Origin of the sequence: Priestia sp. YIM B13490 (assembly GCF_042787735.1) — a bacterium.
Classification (GTDB): domain Bacteria; phylum Bacillota; class Bacilli; order Bacillales; family Bacillaceae_H; genus Priestia; species Priestia megaterium.
The window spans coordinates 209,905-226,508 of record NZ_JBHZOT010000006.1 but is presented as its reverse complement, the minus strand read 5'-3'; the positions used below and the strand labels follow the sequence as shown (position 1 = coordinate 226,508).

Here is a 16,604-nt window from a genome sequence, read left to right as displayed (position 1 = left end):
TCTCGCTTTTATGTCGCGTTTGGTTCTAGCCATTTTATTTTATCATTAATACGGAAAGAAAAGAAAAAAAAGATGGCATAGGCTGCATCACCTTACCATCTTTTTTAGAAAATTAAATATTGCAAGAAAGTTATCTTCTATTTTGAAGCGGTTCAACAATCACTCGTTGAATAAGCGCATTTAAAAGCGACATAATTACTGAGGCTAAAAGCGCTGTACCAAACCCGTCAATATTAAAAGAATCTCCCATAACACTTTGTGTAATCATCAGCGTAATGGCATTAATGACGAATAAAAACAGCCCAAGCGTAAGAAATGTCACCGGCAGGGTAAGTAAAATTAAAATCGGCTTAACAAACACGTTCAAAATAGATAGAATCAAGCTCGCGATAATAGCTGCACTGACTGATTCCAAGTGGAAAGTGTCGATATAACCTGCAATTACGATTAATACGAGGGCATTGATTAAAATACTAATGATTCCACGCAATAACATTTTTAGAAATCTCCTTCTTCATTTGGAACTAAAAACACAAAAATCATATATAAGATGACCGGAGTACCTACTGTAAAAAATAAACTGATGATAAACAATACGCGGAGTAGTGAAGCATCTATTCCGATATACTGAGAAATACCGCCGATAACACCCGCAAGCTTGCGATTTGTTCGCGAACGATACAACTTTCGCACGTTAATCATCTCCTTTGTTTTTTTACTAAAACAAGCGTTTTCTATTTTATAACAATTGAGCCCGTTTTGGATTCAGCTAACAATTTATAGCCTTTGGGCGAAGCGACATTTGCTTTGAAACGAAGTTGTTTCATCACCGTTTCTTTTTTTTCATCTACTATTTCCATCTCAGGAAGTGTACACGTAAAATTCCCAAAGTTAGATTTCAAATCTCCATCAACGGAGAGATGAGGCGGCGTATAGAGCGTAATGCTTCCTGTAGTCGTTTTGAAAAATGCTTTTTCAATGCGCTCTCCTTTTAAATACGTATCAATATCTCCGTTAAATGTCTGAACATCAATCTTTTTTGTATCTCCATCAAATTTAACCGTTCCATTGATTGTTTCAAGCTCACATTTCGAAGCGAGTATTCGAGAAAGTTCCATGTGCCCGTTTGATGTCTCCATTTCGAGAGAATGGCTGTTCACATCGTAAAAGCGGATGGTACCATTAGCTGTTTTGGCTTTCAGGTCTCGTACGCTTAGTCTTTCCCCATCGATTGAACCATTAAACATACGGAGCTTGACGCGTTCATATTCCATTTCTGGAATATAAATAATCGCTTTCACTTTCATTTGCTTTTGCTGAATTGAAAAGCGCAATTTGCCATTTTCAATGGAAAACGCCGTATGCTGCAAGAAAGTGCGGCGTGCTTCATCCGAATTCTCTACTTTGTAGATAGCAGCTTCACACTCTATTCGTACTTCTGTACTTCCCCAAGGTCGGAGTTGGACGCTTCCATTTGCTAAATCTACGTCAATCTCTTGAATATATGCTTCTGATTGTTGAAAGATGTGCTGAACGTCAATCGAAGGACCAAAGTTAAAATCTAAATCTCCTTCTTTTACTTTTTTTACCGTTTGATCTACAAATGTAAATAATTTTTCCTTTAAAGAGCTTTGAGATGACTTAGAAGCGTACGTTTTTTTCTGTTTTCCTCCTACATAAGGGGATAGCTCAGCTTTATCAGGCGTAGCATAGGAAGAATCATTAGCTGAGTCTTTTTCCAATGAATTCAGCAAAGTTAAAGCCTCATCTACGCTAAGTTTCCCTTCTTCTACCATCTGTAAAATTTGTTTACGCTTTTCACTCATACCTTCCATCTCCTCTTTACGTTTTAGTCATTTAACTTTTATCTGCTTAATATTTGTATCCCTTTTACAATATTCCATACAAACACAACAACATTAACTAAAGAAACAACAACTAAAGCTACAATTAAAAGAATAAATACCGTTCCACTAGAGCCAGTAAGAGCAGGAAGCAAGAAAAATAAGAACAAGATCGCTGTAGCGATAGGTAATAAATGTGACAAAAATGCAGTTTTTGCATGTTTCTTTACTTCTATGTTATGAACAACAAAATAAATAATAATAGGTAATAAAAATGGTGCAAAGAAAACGCTAAAATAATTTAAGGAAGATAGTATGCGATTTCCTTCCATAATAATCAGCTCCTTATATCATGTATTACGGTTTAATGAGTTAAAAAGTTTCATTCTTTATAAAAAAGACACCAATGCTGGTGTCTTTTAACGAGTTAATGCCTCTGCTTTTTCAACTTTTTTCTCCATACGCTTGCGGTCACGTTCTAAAATTGGGTTCAAATAATGACCCGTATAGGATTCTTTTACTTTTGCCACTTCTTCTGGCGTACCCGTAGCCACAATTTGTCCGCCTTTATCTCCACCTTCAGGCCCTAAATCAAGCAGGTAATCAGCTGCTTTGATGACGTCTAAATTATGTTCGATCACTAAAACCGTATCTCCATTTTCAACTAAACGCTGGAGCACTTTTAATAATCGTGCAATATCATCGACATGAAGACCGGTAGTCGGTTCGTCTAAAATGTACAGCGTTCTTCCTGTTGAGCGGCGGTGAAGCTCTGAAGCTAATTTTACACGCTGTGCCTCTCCACCGGATAAAGTAGTAGCCGGCTGTCCAAGGGTGATATAGCCAAGTCCTACATCGTAAATTGTCTGTAGCTTCCGCTTAATCTTTGGAATGTTTTCAAAGAAGTGAAGCGCGTCTTCAACGGTCATATCCAACACATCTGAAATGTTTTGATCTTTGTATTTCACTTCTAAAGTTTCACGGTTATATCGTTTGCCGTGGCAGACTTCACAAGGGACGTATACATCTGGCAAGAAATGCATTTCAATCTTGATAATACCGTCTCCTCGACAAGCTTCACAGCGGCCGCCTTTCACGTTAAAGCTAAAACGGCCTTTTTTATATCCGCGCACTTTTGCTTCGTTTGTTTGGGCAAATACATCTCGGATGTCATCGAATACGCCTGTATAAGTTGCAGGGTTCGAACGAGGCGTACGGCCTATGGGAGACTGATCAATATCGATGACTTTATCTAAGTGTTCAATGCCTTTGATTTCTTTATGTTCTCCTGCTTTGCTTTTTGCTTTATGCAGCTTTTGCGCCAATGATTTATGAAGGATATCATTTACCAGCGTACTCTTACCTGATCCAGATACACCTGTAACAGCCGTGAACATACCTAACGGAAGCTTTGCTTTTACATTTTTTAAATTATTTTCTTTTGCTCCTATAATTTCAATCATCCGATCTTTATCTATTGACCGTCTTTCCGCTGGAAGAGGAATAAACTTCTCTCCTGATAGATATTGACCCGTTAAAGAGTTTTCATCCTTCATCACTTCCTGAGGCGCACCTTGAGAAACAACAGCACCTCCGTGTACACCGGCTCCTGGTCCGATATCAATTAAATAATCAGCTGCCATCATCGTATCTTCGTCATGTTCTACAACAATCAACGTATTTCCAATATCGCGCATATCTTGCATCGTGCGAATTAAGCGATCATTGTCACGCTGATGAAGACCGATAGAAGGTTCATCTAAAATATAAAGAACCCCCGTTAAACGAGAACCAATTTGAGTAGCTAAACGGATCCGCTGTGCTTCTCCTCCCGAGAGAGTTCCAGCAGAGCGGTTTAATGTTAGGTAATCAAGCCCCACGTTAATGAGAAAGCTTAGACGCTCACGAATTTCACGCAGTATCATATCCGCAATCTTCATGTCTTTTTCAGATAGGCTGAGACTTTCAAAAAAATCATATGCTTCTTTTACTGAGAAGCGGGTTGTATCTCCTATATGCTTTTCGTCAATAAGCACCGCTAAGCTTTCGCGTTTTAAGCGATTTCCTTTACATTTTGGGCAAGCTTGCTGAGCCATGTACTTTTCCATTTGCTCACGGATATAATCTGAACTTGTTTCATGATAACGGCGCTCTACATTCCGAAGCACGCCTTCAAATTCGATATGATTTTCTCTTACTTGGCCAAAATCATTTTCATAGCGAAAGTAAATTTTTTCTTTACCGCTGCCATATAATACTTTATCAAATAAATGTTCCGGGATATCTCGCACCGGCACGCCCATATCGATGCCGTAATGTGTACATACGGCTTCAAGCAGCTGCGGATAGTATTGAGAACTTGTTGGCTCCCAAGGTGCAATTGCGTGCTGACGAAGCGTTAAGTCATAGTTAGGAATAACTAAATCTTTGTCCACTTCCAATTTCGTTCCTAACCCGTCACACGTTGGACACGCCCCGTACGGACTATTAAATGAAAACATGCGGGGCTCAAGTTCTCCAATGGAGAAACCACATTTTGGACAAGCATGATGCTCACTAAAAAGCAGTTCTTCTTCACCTATCACATCAATAATTACTTTCCCTTCTCCGAGGCGAAGAGCTGATTCCAAAGAGTCCGACAAACGAGCGGCTACACCTTCTTTTACAACAACGCGATCAATTACTACTTCAATGGAGTGCTTTTTGTTTTTTTCCAGTTCAATTTCTTCTGTTATTTCACGCATTTCTCCGTCTACTCGAATGCGAACGTACCCTTCCTTTTTAATATCTTCTAACACTTTTACGTGGGTACCTTTTCGGCCAGATACCACAGGTGCCAGTACTTGAAGCTTTGTACGTTCAGGGTACTCTAAAATTCTATCTACCATTTGCTCAATCGTTTGAGATGTAATTTCAATTCCATGATTAGGACAAATCGGCTTTCCTACACGAGCAAACAAAAGGCGCAAATAGTCATAGATTTCGGTCACAGTTCCGACGGTTGAACGAGGGTTTCGGCTCGTTGTTTTTTGATCGATTGAAATAGCAGGCGACAATCCTTCGATTGAATCTACATCGGGCTTATCCATTTGACCTAAAAACTGTCTTGCATATGCCGAAAGCGACTCGACATAACGTCTTTGTCCTTCTGCATAGATTGTATCGAAAGCTAAAGAAGATTTACCAGAACCTGATAACCCCGTTAATACTACTAATTTGTCTCGCGGGATTTCAATATCGATATTTTTCAAATTGTGGGCTCGTGCACCTTTTACCACGATTTTTTCCATCGCCATGTTTTATCACCCTTCCGCTTTTAATTCTAGAATCAAGTCACGAAGCTCAGCTGCGCGTTCAAAGTTAAGCGCTTTGGCTGCTTCTTTCATTTCTTGTTCCATTTCTTCTACGAGCTTTGCTTTTTCTTTTTTGTTGAGCTTATCAAATGCCGGTGCTTCTTCATACGTTTCTGTATCTTCTGCTACTACTGTTGCACGAATTGAGCCTCGAACTTCTTTTTGAATCGTTGTCGGTGTAATACCATGCTCTTCATTGTAAGCTTCTTGAATACTTCTACGACGCTTGGTCTCATTGATAGCAATGTTCATGGAGTTTGTGATGCGATCTGCATACATAATGACATGTCCATTAGCATTTCGTGCAGCACGTCCGATGGTTTGAATAAGCGATCGTTCTGAACGCAAGAATCCTTCTTTATCCGCGTCTAATATGGTTACTAACGAAACTTCCGGAATATCTAAACCTTCACGAAGTAAGTTAATTCCTACAAGCACATCGTACTTTCCAAGCCGCAGCTCTCGGATAATTTCAATACGCTCGAGCGTCTTCACTTCAGAGTGAAGATATTGAACTTTAATGCCGATTTCTTTTAAGTAGTTCGTTAAATCCTCGGACATTTTCTTTGTTAACGTCGTAACGAGTACTCGTTCATTTCGCTTAATCCGGTCGTGAATTTCTCCAATTAAATCATCAATCTGCCCTTCAATTGGTCGAACTTCAATATTTGGATCCAATAATCCCGTTGGACGGATAATTTGTTCAATCACATCAGGTGCCTTCTCAAGTTCATAAGGACCTGGTGTTGCGGAAACATGAACAATTTGGTTAATATGCTGTTCAAATTCATCAAATTTAAGCGGGCGGTTATCTAATGCGGAAGGCAAGCGGAAACCATGGTCCACTAACACTTGTTTACGCGCTTGGTCCCCATTGTACATTCCTCTAACTTGAGGAATCGTAACGTGTGATTCATCCACAACAAGAAGGAAATCTTCAGGGAAGAAGTCCAGCAGTGTATAAGGTGTAGAACCAGCGGGACGAAGCGTTAAATGACGAGAGTAGTTCTCGATTCCCGAACAAAAGCCCATTTCTCTCATCATTTCTAGGTCGTAGCGCGTGCGTTGCTCCAAGCGCTGCGCTTCTAAAAGCTTGCCTGCTTCTTTTAGCTTCTCTAGCTGTTCTTCTAGTTCTTTTTCAATATTTTGAATGGCAACACGCATTTTTTCTTCTCTCGTGACAAAGTGAGATGCCGGGAAGATAGCTACATGTTCACGATCACCAATGATTTCTCCTGTTAGAGCGTCAACTTCTCGGATGCGGTCAATTTCATCGCCGAAAAACTCGACGCGAATACAGTGTTCATCTCGAGACACAGGGAAAATCTCCACAACATCACCGCGAACGCGAAACGTTCCGCGCTTAAAGTCAATATCATTTCTTTCGTACTGTACATCTACTAGCGTACGAAGCAGCTGATTACGCTCTTTTTCCATTCCTACTCGAAGAGATACGACCATTTCTTTGTATTCTTCCGGAGACCCTAAGCCATAAATACAGGATACGCTGGCAATAATAATGACATCTTTTCGTTCAAAAAGAGAAGAAGTTGCCGAGTGACGAAGTTTATCAATTTCATCATTAATGCTTGCATCTTTTTCAATAAATGTATCTGTTTGAGGTACATAGGCTTCAGGCTGATAGTAATCGTAGTAACTGACAAAGTATTCGACTGCATTATTAGGAAAAAACTCTTTAAACTCACTGTACAATTGACCAGCAAGCGTTTTGTTATGAGCCATAATTAGTGTCGGCTTATTTATTTCCTTAATAACATTAGACATGGTGAAAGTTTTTCCCGTTCCTGTAGCACCTAACAAAACTTGATGCTGCTTACCCTCTTTAATTCCTTTCACGATCTTTTCAATTGCCTTTGGCTGATCACCCTGCGGTTGATATGGGGATACTAATTCAAACTGATCTTTCAAATGAAGGCCTCCGTTTCTATTTTCTTGTTTTATCTATTTTTATTACGATATGTAAAAACCGAAAACACGAACTGATATTCGTATTTTATCACTTTATAATCATAAATGAAACTAATGAGTATTAATCTTATATAGTGTTTGTTTGTTTTTATTTTTTACCCTGTTACTTTATTACCCACTAAATTCTTATACTACCCTTTTCGAAGGGAATACAACTCTTTAGATGAAAGCAATAAAAGAAAGTAAGCTTCGTTATTGTTTGAAAAAGATAGGCTTTTGCGCCAATTTCTAAATTATGATACAGTATAAAAAATATGTACTGAGAGGGGTTTAGTATGGCAAGCGTTGATCAAGTTCTTATAAATAACTCCTTTATAACAGTTGAAGAATCAACTTCTTTAGCTAAAGTGACATCTGAACTTTCAAACTATGACTTCGTCGTAGTCACAGCAAGTACCTTTTATGTAATACAAAAAGATGAACGATACCTGTTAACAGGTCATGACGAGGCATCGTCCATAAAAAAAGTAATAGCGGATACAAATTGGCCTTCATCTTCTACTTCTACGTTAGCCAATTTACAAGCCAACACAAACTGGAACAGACCAGTCCTCATTCAAGCAGAAAACCAAGAAACCACAATAGGACTTGTAACACCTTCGCAGTGGATTACACATTTGCATAGCCAAAATGAGATATTAGCTTCCTATTTTGATACATTGGCAGAAACCATTAATGATGCAGTGACAGCGGTCGATAATGAAGGAAATGTAATCTTGTGGAATACTGCTGCGGAACATACGTATAAGATTCAGAGAGATGATATTATTGGTAGAAAAATCGGAGAGCATTTCAAAGATGAATCCATCATTCTACATACGATTCTAAATGAAGGGCGCCCTGTACGCGGAACGTATCATCGTCCTAATGAACAAACTCACGTGCTCATCAATGCATCTCCTATTATAAGAAACAATCGAGTCATAGGTGGAGTCGCAACTGAACATGACATTACCAATATTGTAAGATTAAATGAAGAAATTGATGTGTCTCTTCTCATTCCAAAAGATAATCCATTTTCTTCTTTCGCGGGTATCAGTCCTGAAATTAAGCAAGCCGTTGACATTGCCAAAAAAGTGGCATCTACAGATATGCCTATTTTATTAACAGGAGAACCTGGTTCTGGGAAAGAAATGCTGGCTCAGGCCATCCACTACGGTGGAGCCAAACATAAAGAACCTTTTTTATCTTTAAATTGCGCCACTATTCCATCGGGACTCCTGGAAATTGAGCTCTTTGGTCATCAAAAAGATGTCTTTTCAGAAGATCCAACAACCATTGCGGGAAAACTGGAGCAGGCTCACAACGGGACGTTATTTATTGAAGAAATTGATAAAATGCCTCTTGAAATTCAAGTTAAGTTTCTGCGTTACTTGGAAGAACGATCCTTTTATCACGTTGGAGGCACGGAAGAAATTCAAGTTCAAACCCGAATTGTAGCCTCTACCACGACGCCTTTGGAAGAGTTGCTAAAAGCCGGTGAATTCCATGAAAATCTTTACTATTTGCTGACCGTCATTAACATTATAATTCCGCCGCTTCGAGACCATAAAGAAGACATCGAAGCATTGACACAGCAATTTGTACAGGAATTCAGCAAGAAGTATAAAAAGAAGGCTCCTTTCATTAGCTCTGAAGTTCTCGAAGCCTTTATGCAATACGATTGGCCAGGCAATATTCGCGAGCTGAGAAATACGATTGAACGAATGATTTTTCTAAGTGATCAGTCGTTGATTACCCTTACGCACCTTCCTGACAATCTGAAGGATGCAAGTTCTTTCACAGAAGTTCAAAAAGAAGAAGATTCTCTTCAAGAAGCTAGGCTAATAGAAGAGACTCTTCAAAAAACCTATGGAAACAAAAGTGCAGCAGCAGATTTGCTTGGCATTTCACGCGGCACCCTTTACAACAAAATCAAAGAATACGGACTAAACTAATCAAAAAATTCGACACGAAGCTCAGGGTACTTGTGTCGAATTTTTTATGTTTCTTTGACTGAACTTATTTGGAGAAATTTTTTAATACGAACCATACATTGGCGGGGCGTTCGGCTAGGCGTCTCATGAAATAACCAAACCAATCAATTCCGTAAGGAACATACACCCTTACTTTATATCCTTCTTTTACTAGACGGTCCTGCAGCTCTACGCAAATTCCATAAAGCATTTGGAACTCAAATTGGTCATTTGAAATACCATTTTCTCTTACTAATCGTTTTGTGTACTGAATCATTTCTTCATCATGACTTGCTACAGCTGTATAGTGACCATTTAATAAATGCATTTTAATGATTTTTTTATAGTTTTCATCTACGTCTTTCTTTTCTGGAAATGATACTTCTGGTGATTCTTTATAAGCTCCTTTTACTAGACGTAAATTAGCTTGATATTGATGTAAGTCATTCATATCTTGTTCTGTACGATGAAGATACGCTTGAATCACAATTCCAACATTATCAAATTCTTTGCGTAATTCTTTATACATATCAAGGGAGATTTGGCAGTGCAAGTAGTCTTCCATATCAATTCGAACAAAAATATTATTCATTCTGGCCGTGTGTAGAATTCTGCGCATATTTTCCATACAAAGCTCTTTGCTAATATCCAATCCTAAAGAAGTCATCTTTAATGATAAATTTGATTGAACGCCCGATTCTGCAATGGCTTCTAGTGTCTGAATGCACATGGCAGTAGACAACCTGGCTTCCTCTTCTGTAAAAACAAATTCTCCTAAATGATCCAGTGTAACAACTTTTCCACTATTGTTAAGCTCCTTAGATGTGTGAATTGCTGATTCGGTTGAGTCTCCAGCAACAAAACGAGCTGCTCCCATCCTCAATCCATACTTTTTAGCTAATTTGTTTATTGAATGATTTTTGCCAAGCGACTGAAACATCGTTCTCATTAATACTTCCATCAATCCTAAACCTCCTTTTATTTTTTAAAATCAAAAATAAACTAAATTTTCAGATTAATATTTTTATTTTTCTATACCCTTCTCACATTTCTGTACACTTATTTAAATAAATTTATACATAAGTGTTTAAGATATTTTAAATATAAACATATTTGTCTAATTGATTTGATTATACTCGCTCATTAAATGAACCGAAACAATATTGTTATAAGTTCTAACTCACTTTTTTACACACAAAAGCTCTCCACGTTGTGCAGAGAGCTTTTGTGTACAGTTTAATAATAAGCGATTAACTTATCATCAAACCAATAATCTTTATTTTCCAGCTGCTAGCATGCTTTTTGCATATATAAAACCGATGGCTGCTGAAAGTAAATCTATTAAAATAATAAGCGGATAATCTGCGTACCCTTTATATACAGAAACAGCTATCAACAAAAGCGTCAGCGCTGTGGCAACATATAAGTTATATGTTACTCTAGCAAACAGAACAAGCAATATGGCGGGTAGAAAAACTGCGGCAATCGTTTTGACTTCCACAAACATTTCTCCTTTTTATCCGTCTTTTAACCAGCTTGTGAATCACGTTTTGTATAATTGTGTACAAACAAAATACCTAGTTCATGATGTTCGTTGTCATACAATGCTCGCTGAGTAAAGCGAACTTCTCCATTTTCGTCAATAACTTCCAGCTTACAAAAAGCACGGTTATTAACTTGTAATGCTTCATAAAATTTATGGACTTCAGATACAGCGATTCCATTTACCTTAATAATCACTTCTCCTACTTTCAAACCCATTTTCTCTGCCGGAGAATGAGGGATGATTCCTAATACAACCAAACCTTGTGTACGCTTAGTAAACAGTGCGGGCGCTTTTTCATCGCTTCGACGCTGCTGCAAACGAATCCACTCTCTTCCTATGATCGCTAGAATAACAACAGCTACAGCGGCAAGAGGATAAAAAATAGCAGCAATCGTAATGATCGTTAATCCTACGCCTAATGCTAATACACGCTTACCAGTAAATTCAATAGATTTAAACGGCACCATACTTTGAATTCGCTGATAAAAACCGATAGCAAAAGGAACAAAAAACAGGCTAAATGATGTTCCGTCAATAGATAACACAGGCCACCATGGAAACACAGACGTAATGGCGCTGCCTGGAATTAAGACAAAAAGCGGGACAACCCATAATTTTTGAGAGTAATGAGCTCCAATTTCCTGCCCTCTTTTACTTTTCACAATGGCTGGAGACGTACCTTTTGCTCCAAATTTCCAAATTAAATATCCTTCTGCTAATACAAGCAGAGACATTAAAATAGTCAGAGAAGGTAAATCTGCGTTATGAGCTTGCACAGACCACGTTTGAATAAATCCTTCACCGAAACCAGATGCCGGAATAAGCAAGGTTGCAAGCACAGCCAGTCCTACGGTGTAAGAAGGAGAAAGCCATTTAAACGTCCAAGGGCCGCTTATGATAAAAGTTAAAACAGCTACAAGTACAATCATTCCTATAGATACATAGACACCTAGCAACACGGTAACAACGGATAAAATCAACCCAATAATGATACCTGGAAAAAATAAATATTTTGCTTCTAAAATAAAATCAAACACGCGAACATGAAAATTCTGACGCTCTCTCTTGACGCGAGAAAGACCTACAAAAAACGAGACGAGCAGAAATAGATAAGTTAGCGGATGTAAAAACAAACGCCCGATACCTTTTAAGAGCTCTAATGCAAAATCCATTTTTTCACCACCTGTAATTTTTTACATTTTTATTACAACATTTACGATTGATTGTTATGTATCATAGGCTTCTTTATTTTATCAAAATGCATCACTAACCGACAATGTTGTTTTTACTAAAAAAGTTCCGTGCTTTGGAAAAGCACGGAACTTTTTCTACTTCTTATTGACTAGCTAGCTTTAAAGCCGTTTGAAGCTGACGATCTTCATCTTTTGATTTAATTTTTTCTAGAAGTTTTGTTTGTAAAAGCGCTGCTGTATCTTCATCGATTTCACCTGTAGCTTTTTGCTTATTGGCTTTTTGGAATGCAGTTACAGCTGTTTCTGTCTCTTTACTAAAATATCCGTCTGTACGTCCAGGTTCAAAGCCAAGGCCTTTTAGCATCACTTGAGCATTCTTCACTTGGTCACCTGTCATATCACGTGTTAATGGCTTTTTATCAACTTGAATTGGATTTGCATAATAATAATCTGGCTGCTTGACCTCTACTGTTGGTTTTATACCTTTTTCGTTAATCCAGTTTCCATCAGGCGTTAGCCATTTATAGAACGTTAATTTTAAATTACTGCCGTCTTCCATTGGAACAGCTTGTTGAACGGTTCCTTTTCCGTAGGATTTTTCACCGACTAGCTTGTATCCTCCTGCTTCTTTTAATGCCCCGGCAAGAATTTCAGAAGCGGATGCACTCCCTCCATCAATCAAGGCCACAATTGGATAATCCTTTTGCTTTTTCATTGAAGAAACCACTTTTTGACGTTCACCGTTACGATCTTCAATTTGGATATATGGCTTTTTATTCGTTACTAATTTATCAAGCATTTTTTCAACGCTCGTTAAATAGCCACCAGGATTTCCCCGAACGTCTAGAACTAAGCCATCGATATTTTTATTTTCAAGTTTTTTCAACTGTTTCGTAAATTCGTCTCCCGTTGATTCAGAGAATGATGTAATTTCCATGTAGCCAATTTTTTTATTGTTTACATTTTTAACAGAAGAATAGACGGTTTCAATTGGAATCTCATCTCTTACAACTTTTACTTTCATCGTTTCTTTCACGCCCGGTCGTTGAACATCTAATGTCACGGTAGAGCCTTTTTTACCGCGAATTTTTAATACTGCTTCATTCAATTCCAGACCCGCGATACTTTTACCATCGATCTTTAAAATCTGATCATTTGGTTTTAATCCTGCTTTTTCCGCAGGAGATTGTTTAAACGGAGCTACGATTGTTACTTTTCCATCTACCATGCTTACTTCAGCGCCAATTCCCTCAAACGATGAATCAAGAGACTGCGTGAATTGCTGTGCCGTTTTCTTATCCATGTAAGATGAGTGAGGGTCTCCTAAGGTTTGTACCATTCCTTGGATTGCGCCATCTAATAATTTTTTGTCATCTACATCTTTGTAATATTTTGAAGATATCAGTTCATAAGCTTGCTTGATTTTGTCTAGCTCTTCCTTTTCCACTTTACTATCATTTGAAGAAGTTGTAAGGGGGGTACTGACCGTTCCAGCATTTGCATACTGAATGCCAAAATATGTACCTGCTGCTCCAACAACTAAGGAGAGTGCCATTAATAGTGCAACGATTTTCCGATTCAAGTTCTTTCATCCTCCTCAACCTTAAGCCATCTCTTCTTATTATAATAGATACAACCAAAACTATGTAATAAAAAGGATGCATGTGTTATTTGTAGCAAAAGGCACCACACAAATCAAGTGCGATGCCTTTTTGTTAAACTATATGTTGAGCTTGTACCACGTATGCTAGGAACTTAAAATTTAATATAACTTTCAGGGTTTACAGCGGAACTTTTACCTTTCCAATCGCCTTTATGCAATTCAAAATGCAGGTGAGCACCAAACGAACGTCCTGTGTTCCCTATATAACCTAATTGTTGACCTTTATTGATAGATTGACCGCTTGAGACGCTGTAGCTCTCTAAATGAGCATAAACTGTAACCCACGTCTGACCTTCTACATTGTGACGAATAAATACGGCATTACCAAAAGAAGAAGAATGATATGCTCTAATTACCTTTCCGCTTGCTGCGGCTACAACTGGCACACTTTCTCCTCGCTTTCCAATATCAATACCGTAGTGTCCTCTTCCAAACGTTTCTCGATACCCAAAATGAGATGTTACCGGGCCCTTTGCCGGCCTCATAAACGACCCGCTTGTAACAGGGGGTGCCTCCTCTGTTGCCCCGGCTTTTTCAATTTCTTGCTGTTGAGCTTGTGCTGCATTTTTTTGATCAGCTAAAATAGAAGCTTGCTCTTCTAATCCAACGGCTTCTTCATTAAATTCTTTTTCCTGATCTTTGAGCGTTTGCATGAGCTGATTCTTTTCATCCACTTGTCTTTGCAGCTGCGCACGAAGATTTTTAAGTTCTTCAAGCGCTTGACTTACTTCCGTTAGCTTGTTTTGAACTTTTGTTTCTTTCTCTTCTTTTGCCTTTTTATCGGCTTCATGCTGCATTAACAAATCACGGTCAGCCCCTACAATTGTCGAAACCGCGCTCACTCTGCTAATAAAGTCTCCGAAGCTTTCAGAGCCTAGCAGTACATCTATGTAATCCACAGACCCGCCATTTTCTTGTAAAGCACGAGCACGTTTTTTTAATAGCTCATTTCGTTTTTCAATTCTTTTTTTTACAACGTCAATCTCGCTTTTCAGCTTCTCGATGTCTTGCTTTGCTTTTTCTACTTCAGATTCATGGCTGCGGATATCTGCATTCGTTTGTCCGACTTCTGAATCCAAGCGCGCAATCTCAGCTTCTTCGTTTTTTTGCTTTTCTTGAACCTCTTTTAATTTCTCTTTATTTTGATTAATATTTTGGTTCACATCATCACTTTTTTTCTCTAAATCACTGAGTTTAGTAGTGCTGGCACTTTGTGCATAAGCAATTTTTTCATTACCTATCCAAACCGCACTTAGTCCAACTAAAACTGCTGCTGTCATTACTAATGTCTTACGTGTCATTTGTTTCTCCCCATCTGCACATATTTCCCCGTATAAACGGGCATTAGCAAGACCCCCATTAGCACTTTTTTCTATTTTTATGTGTAATTACACAACAACCTCACATTTGATAAACATCAAATGTGAGGTTGTTGTAATCTATTATGTTAAAAATCTATTCTTATTTTCGCAAGAACTTACGGATGGATAATGTACTTCCCCACATCCCAATTAGACCGCCGATCACTAGTAATAATAGCGACACTTGAAGCACGAATGGAAAGGCAGGTAAAAGTTCAAAGAATCCATCAAACTTAGGTTGAACTTCATTATATAAAACGCTGTACACACCGATAATAACTGCAATTGGCACAATAGAACCAAGCACTCCTAAAAACAGACCTTCAATAAAGAACGGCCAGCGAATAAAGGAGTTCGTGGCTCCAACTAAGCGCATAATTTCAATCTCTTCACGGCGAGCTACAATCGTAATTTTAATTGTATTTGAAATTAGGAACATTGCTGTAAATAGAAGCCCTAAAATCAGCACTACTCCGATATTACGAGCTACTTTCAGCACTTTAAATAACTTTTCAACTTGATCTTGTCCGTATTGAACTTTTGCTGCATACGGATATTTCTCAATTTGTTTAGCTACTTTTGCGACATCAGTCGGCTCTTTTGTTTTAACAACAAATACATCATTTAATGGGTTTTGCTGTTCAAACGGTTCAAAAGCTTGTCCTTCATCACCCATACTATTAATTAAATCTTTTAACTCTTTATCTTTAGAAGAAAACGTCACCGTATCAACTTGCTTAATTGCATCTAGCTTTTCTTTCATTGCTTTTCGATCCTCTGCTGTAGCTGCAGCATCAACGTGAACGCGAATTTCCACATCATTTTCAATCAATTTGGCAATGTGGTTTAAATTCATCATCAACATAAAAAATACGCCTACAAGCAAGAGCGTCACGGTAACAGCACTTGCAGATGCGAATGTCATCCAGCCGTTTCTTCCTAAACTTTTAGATCCTTCACGTAAGTGGCGACCGAATGTCCTAGCCTTCATATCCGTATTCACCTCTTACTTCATCGCGCACAACATTTCCATTTTCAATCGCAATTACGCGCTTTCGAATTGTATTTACAATTTCACGGTTATGCGTTGCCATTAAAATAGTCGTACCGCGTTTATTAATCTCCTCAAAGATATCCATAATTTCCCACGAAGTCTCCGGATCAAGATTCCCTGTCGGTTCGTCGGCGATGACAACCTTAGGACTATTCACAATTGAACGCGCAATAGACACACGCTGCTGCTCTCCTCCAGATAGTTCATCAGGGAAAGAATCCATTTTACCCTTTAACTTAACAAGCTCTAGCACCTCTAGCACTCGCTTTTTAATTTCTTCGGGACTTTGCTCAATTACTTCTAGTGCAAAAGCAATGTTTTCATAGACCGTTAATTTTGGAAGCAGCTTGAAATCTTGAAAGACTACACCAATATGACGTCTAAAGATAGGAACTTTGCTATCTTTTATTTTTGCTACATTTGCACCGTTTACAATGATATTTCCTGAAGAAGGCTTTTCTTCACGATACATCATTTTAATAAAAGTGGATTTTCCTGCTCCACTTGGTCCTACGATATAAGCAAACTCACCTTGATTAATCTTGATGCTAATGCCATTGATTGCTTTTACACCGTTCGGATACGTTTTATATACATTTTGCATTTCAATCATAAGTAATCACCTAATCAAGTGTGTTATTTTAAT

14 protein-coding genes are annotated in these 16,604 nt (G+C 38.3%); 1 reads left to right on the top strand and 13 read right to left on the bottom strand.

All coding sequences use genetic code 11. The features are described from left to right. Positions 1–130: 130 nt before the first annotated feature. From ACFX4R_RS19225 to uvrB, 6 genes are all read right to left on the bottom strand, one after another. Positions 131–496, bottom strand: coding sequence for a phage holin family protein (locus ACFX4R_RS19225; RefSeq protein ID WP_013059727.1), 366 nt, complete (start codon positions 494–496; stop codon positions 131–133). A 2-nt stretch (positions 497–498) separates the two neighbouring features. After that, on the bottom strand, positions 499–693 hold the full coding sequence (locus tag ACFX4R_RS19220) for a PspC domain-containing protein (RefSeq protein ID WP_013059728.1): 195 nt from the start codon (positions 691–693) through the stop codon (positions 499–501). Between the two features lie 41 nt (positions 694–734). Then, complete coding sequence (locus ACFX4R_RS19215; protein ID WP_043977367.1) at positions 735–1,826, bottom strand: DUF4097 family beta strand repeat-containing protein; 1,092 nt, start codon at positions 1,824–1,826, stop codon at positions 735–737. Between the two features lie 38 nt (positions 1,827–1,864). After that, the gene (locus ACFX4R_RS19210; protein WP_013059730.1) at positions 1,865–2,176 is read right to left on the bottom strand and encodes a hypothetical protein; all 312 of its coding nucleotides are present in this window, start codon (positions 2,174–2,176) and stop codon (positions 1,865–1,867) included. An 87-nt stretch (positions 2,177–2,263) separates the two neighbouring features. Beyond that, on the bottom strand, positions 2,264–5,140 hold the full coding sequence (gene uvrA, locus ACFX4R_RS19205) for an excinuclease ABC subunit UvrA (protein ID WP_377570086.1): 2,877 nt from the start codon (positions 5,138–5,140) through the stop codon (positions 2,264–2,266). Between the two features lie 6 nt (positions 5,141–5,146). Then, positions 5,147–7,126, bottom strand: coding sequence for an excinuclease ABC subunit UvrB (uvrB, locus tag ACFX4R_RS19200; protein ID WP_075421536.1), 1,980 nt, complete (start codon positions 7,124–7,126; stop codon positions 5,147–5,149). A gap of 335 nt (positions 7,127–7,461) precedes the next feature. On the opposite strand from uvrB, the gene ACFX4R_RS19195 reads away from it, so the two are divergent. Continuing rightward, entirely contained in the window at positions 7,462–9,123 is a 1,662-nt protein-coding gene (locus ACFX4R_RS19195; protein ID WP_043977375.1) for a sigma-54 interaction domain-containing protein, read from the top strand. Positions 9,124–9,187: 64 nt separating this feature from the next. Here the strand turns inward: ACFX4R_RS19195 and ACFX4R_RS19190 are convergent, their stop codons facing one another. The 7 genes from ACFX4R_RS19190 to ftsE form a co-directional block, all read right to left on the bottom strand. After that, positions 9,188–10,102 (bottom strand): proline dehydrogenase family protein, encoded by a 915-nt coding sequence (locus ACFX4R_RS19190; RefSeq protein ID WP_043977377.1) that lies wholly within the window; start codon positions 10,100–10,102, stop codon positions 9,188–9,190. 315 nt (positions 10,103–10,417) lie between these two features. Next, positions 10,418–10,648, bottom strand: a complete 231-nt coding sequence (locus ACFX4R_RS19185) for a DUF2198 family protein (protein WP_029711203.1) — start codon at positions 10,646–10,648, stop codon at positions 10,418–10,420. Positions 10,649–10,668: 20 nt separating this feature from the next. Then, positions 10,669–11,859: a PDZ domain-containing protein gene (locus tag ACFX4R_RS19180; RefSeq protein WP_025752562.1), complete on the bottom strand. Its 1,191-nt coding sequence runs from the start codon at positions 11,857–11,859 to the stop codon at positions 10,669–10,671. 163 nt (positions 11,860–12,022) lie between these two features. Continuing rightward, positions 12,023–13,462: a S41 family peptidase gene (locus ACFX4R_RS19175; protein ID WP_013059738.1), complete on the bottom strand. Its 1,440-nt coding sequence runs from the start codon at positions 13,460–13,462 to the stop codon at positions 12,023–12,025. Between the two features lie 173 nt (positions 13,463–13,635). After that, positions 13,636–14,844 (bottom strand): murein hydrolase activator EnvC family protein, encoded by a 1,209-nt coding sequence (locus ACFX4R_RS19170; RefSeq protein ID WP_377570084.1) that lies wholly within the window; start codon positions 14,842–14,844, stop codon positions 13,636–13,638. Positions 14,845–15,004: 160 nt separating this feature from the next. Then, a complete protein-coding gene (gene ftsX, locus ACFX4R_RS19165; protein ID WP_043977384.1) occupies positions 15,005–15,895 on the bottom strand; it encodes a permease-like cell division protein FtsX in 891 nt (296 codons plus the stop codon). Further along, positions 15,885–16,571: a cell division ATP-binding protein FtsE gene (ftsE, locus tag ACFX4R_RS19160; RefSeq protein WP_014457812.1), complete on the bottom strand. Its 687-nt coding sequence runs from the start codon at positions 16,569–16,571 to the stop codon at positions 15,885–15,887. Before ftsE ends, ftsX begins: the two co-directional genes overlap by 11 nt. Between the last annotated feature and the right edge of the window lie 33 nt (positions 16,572–16,604).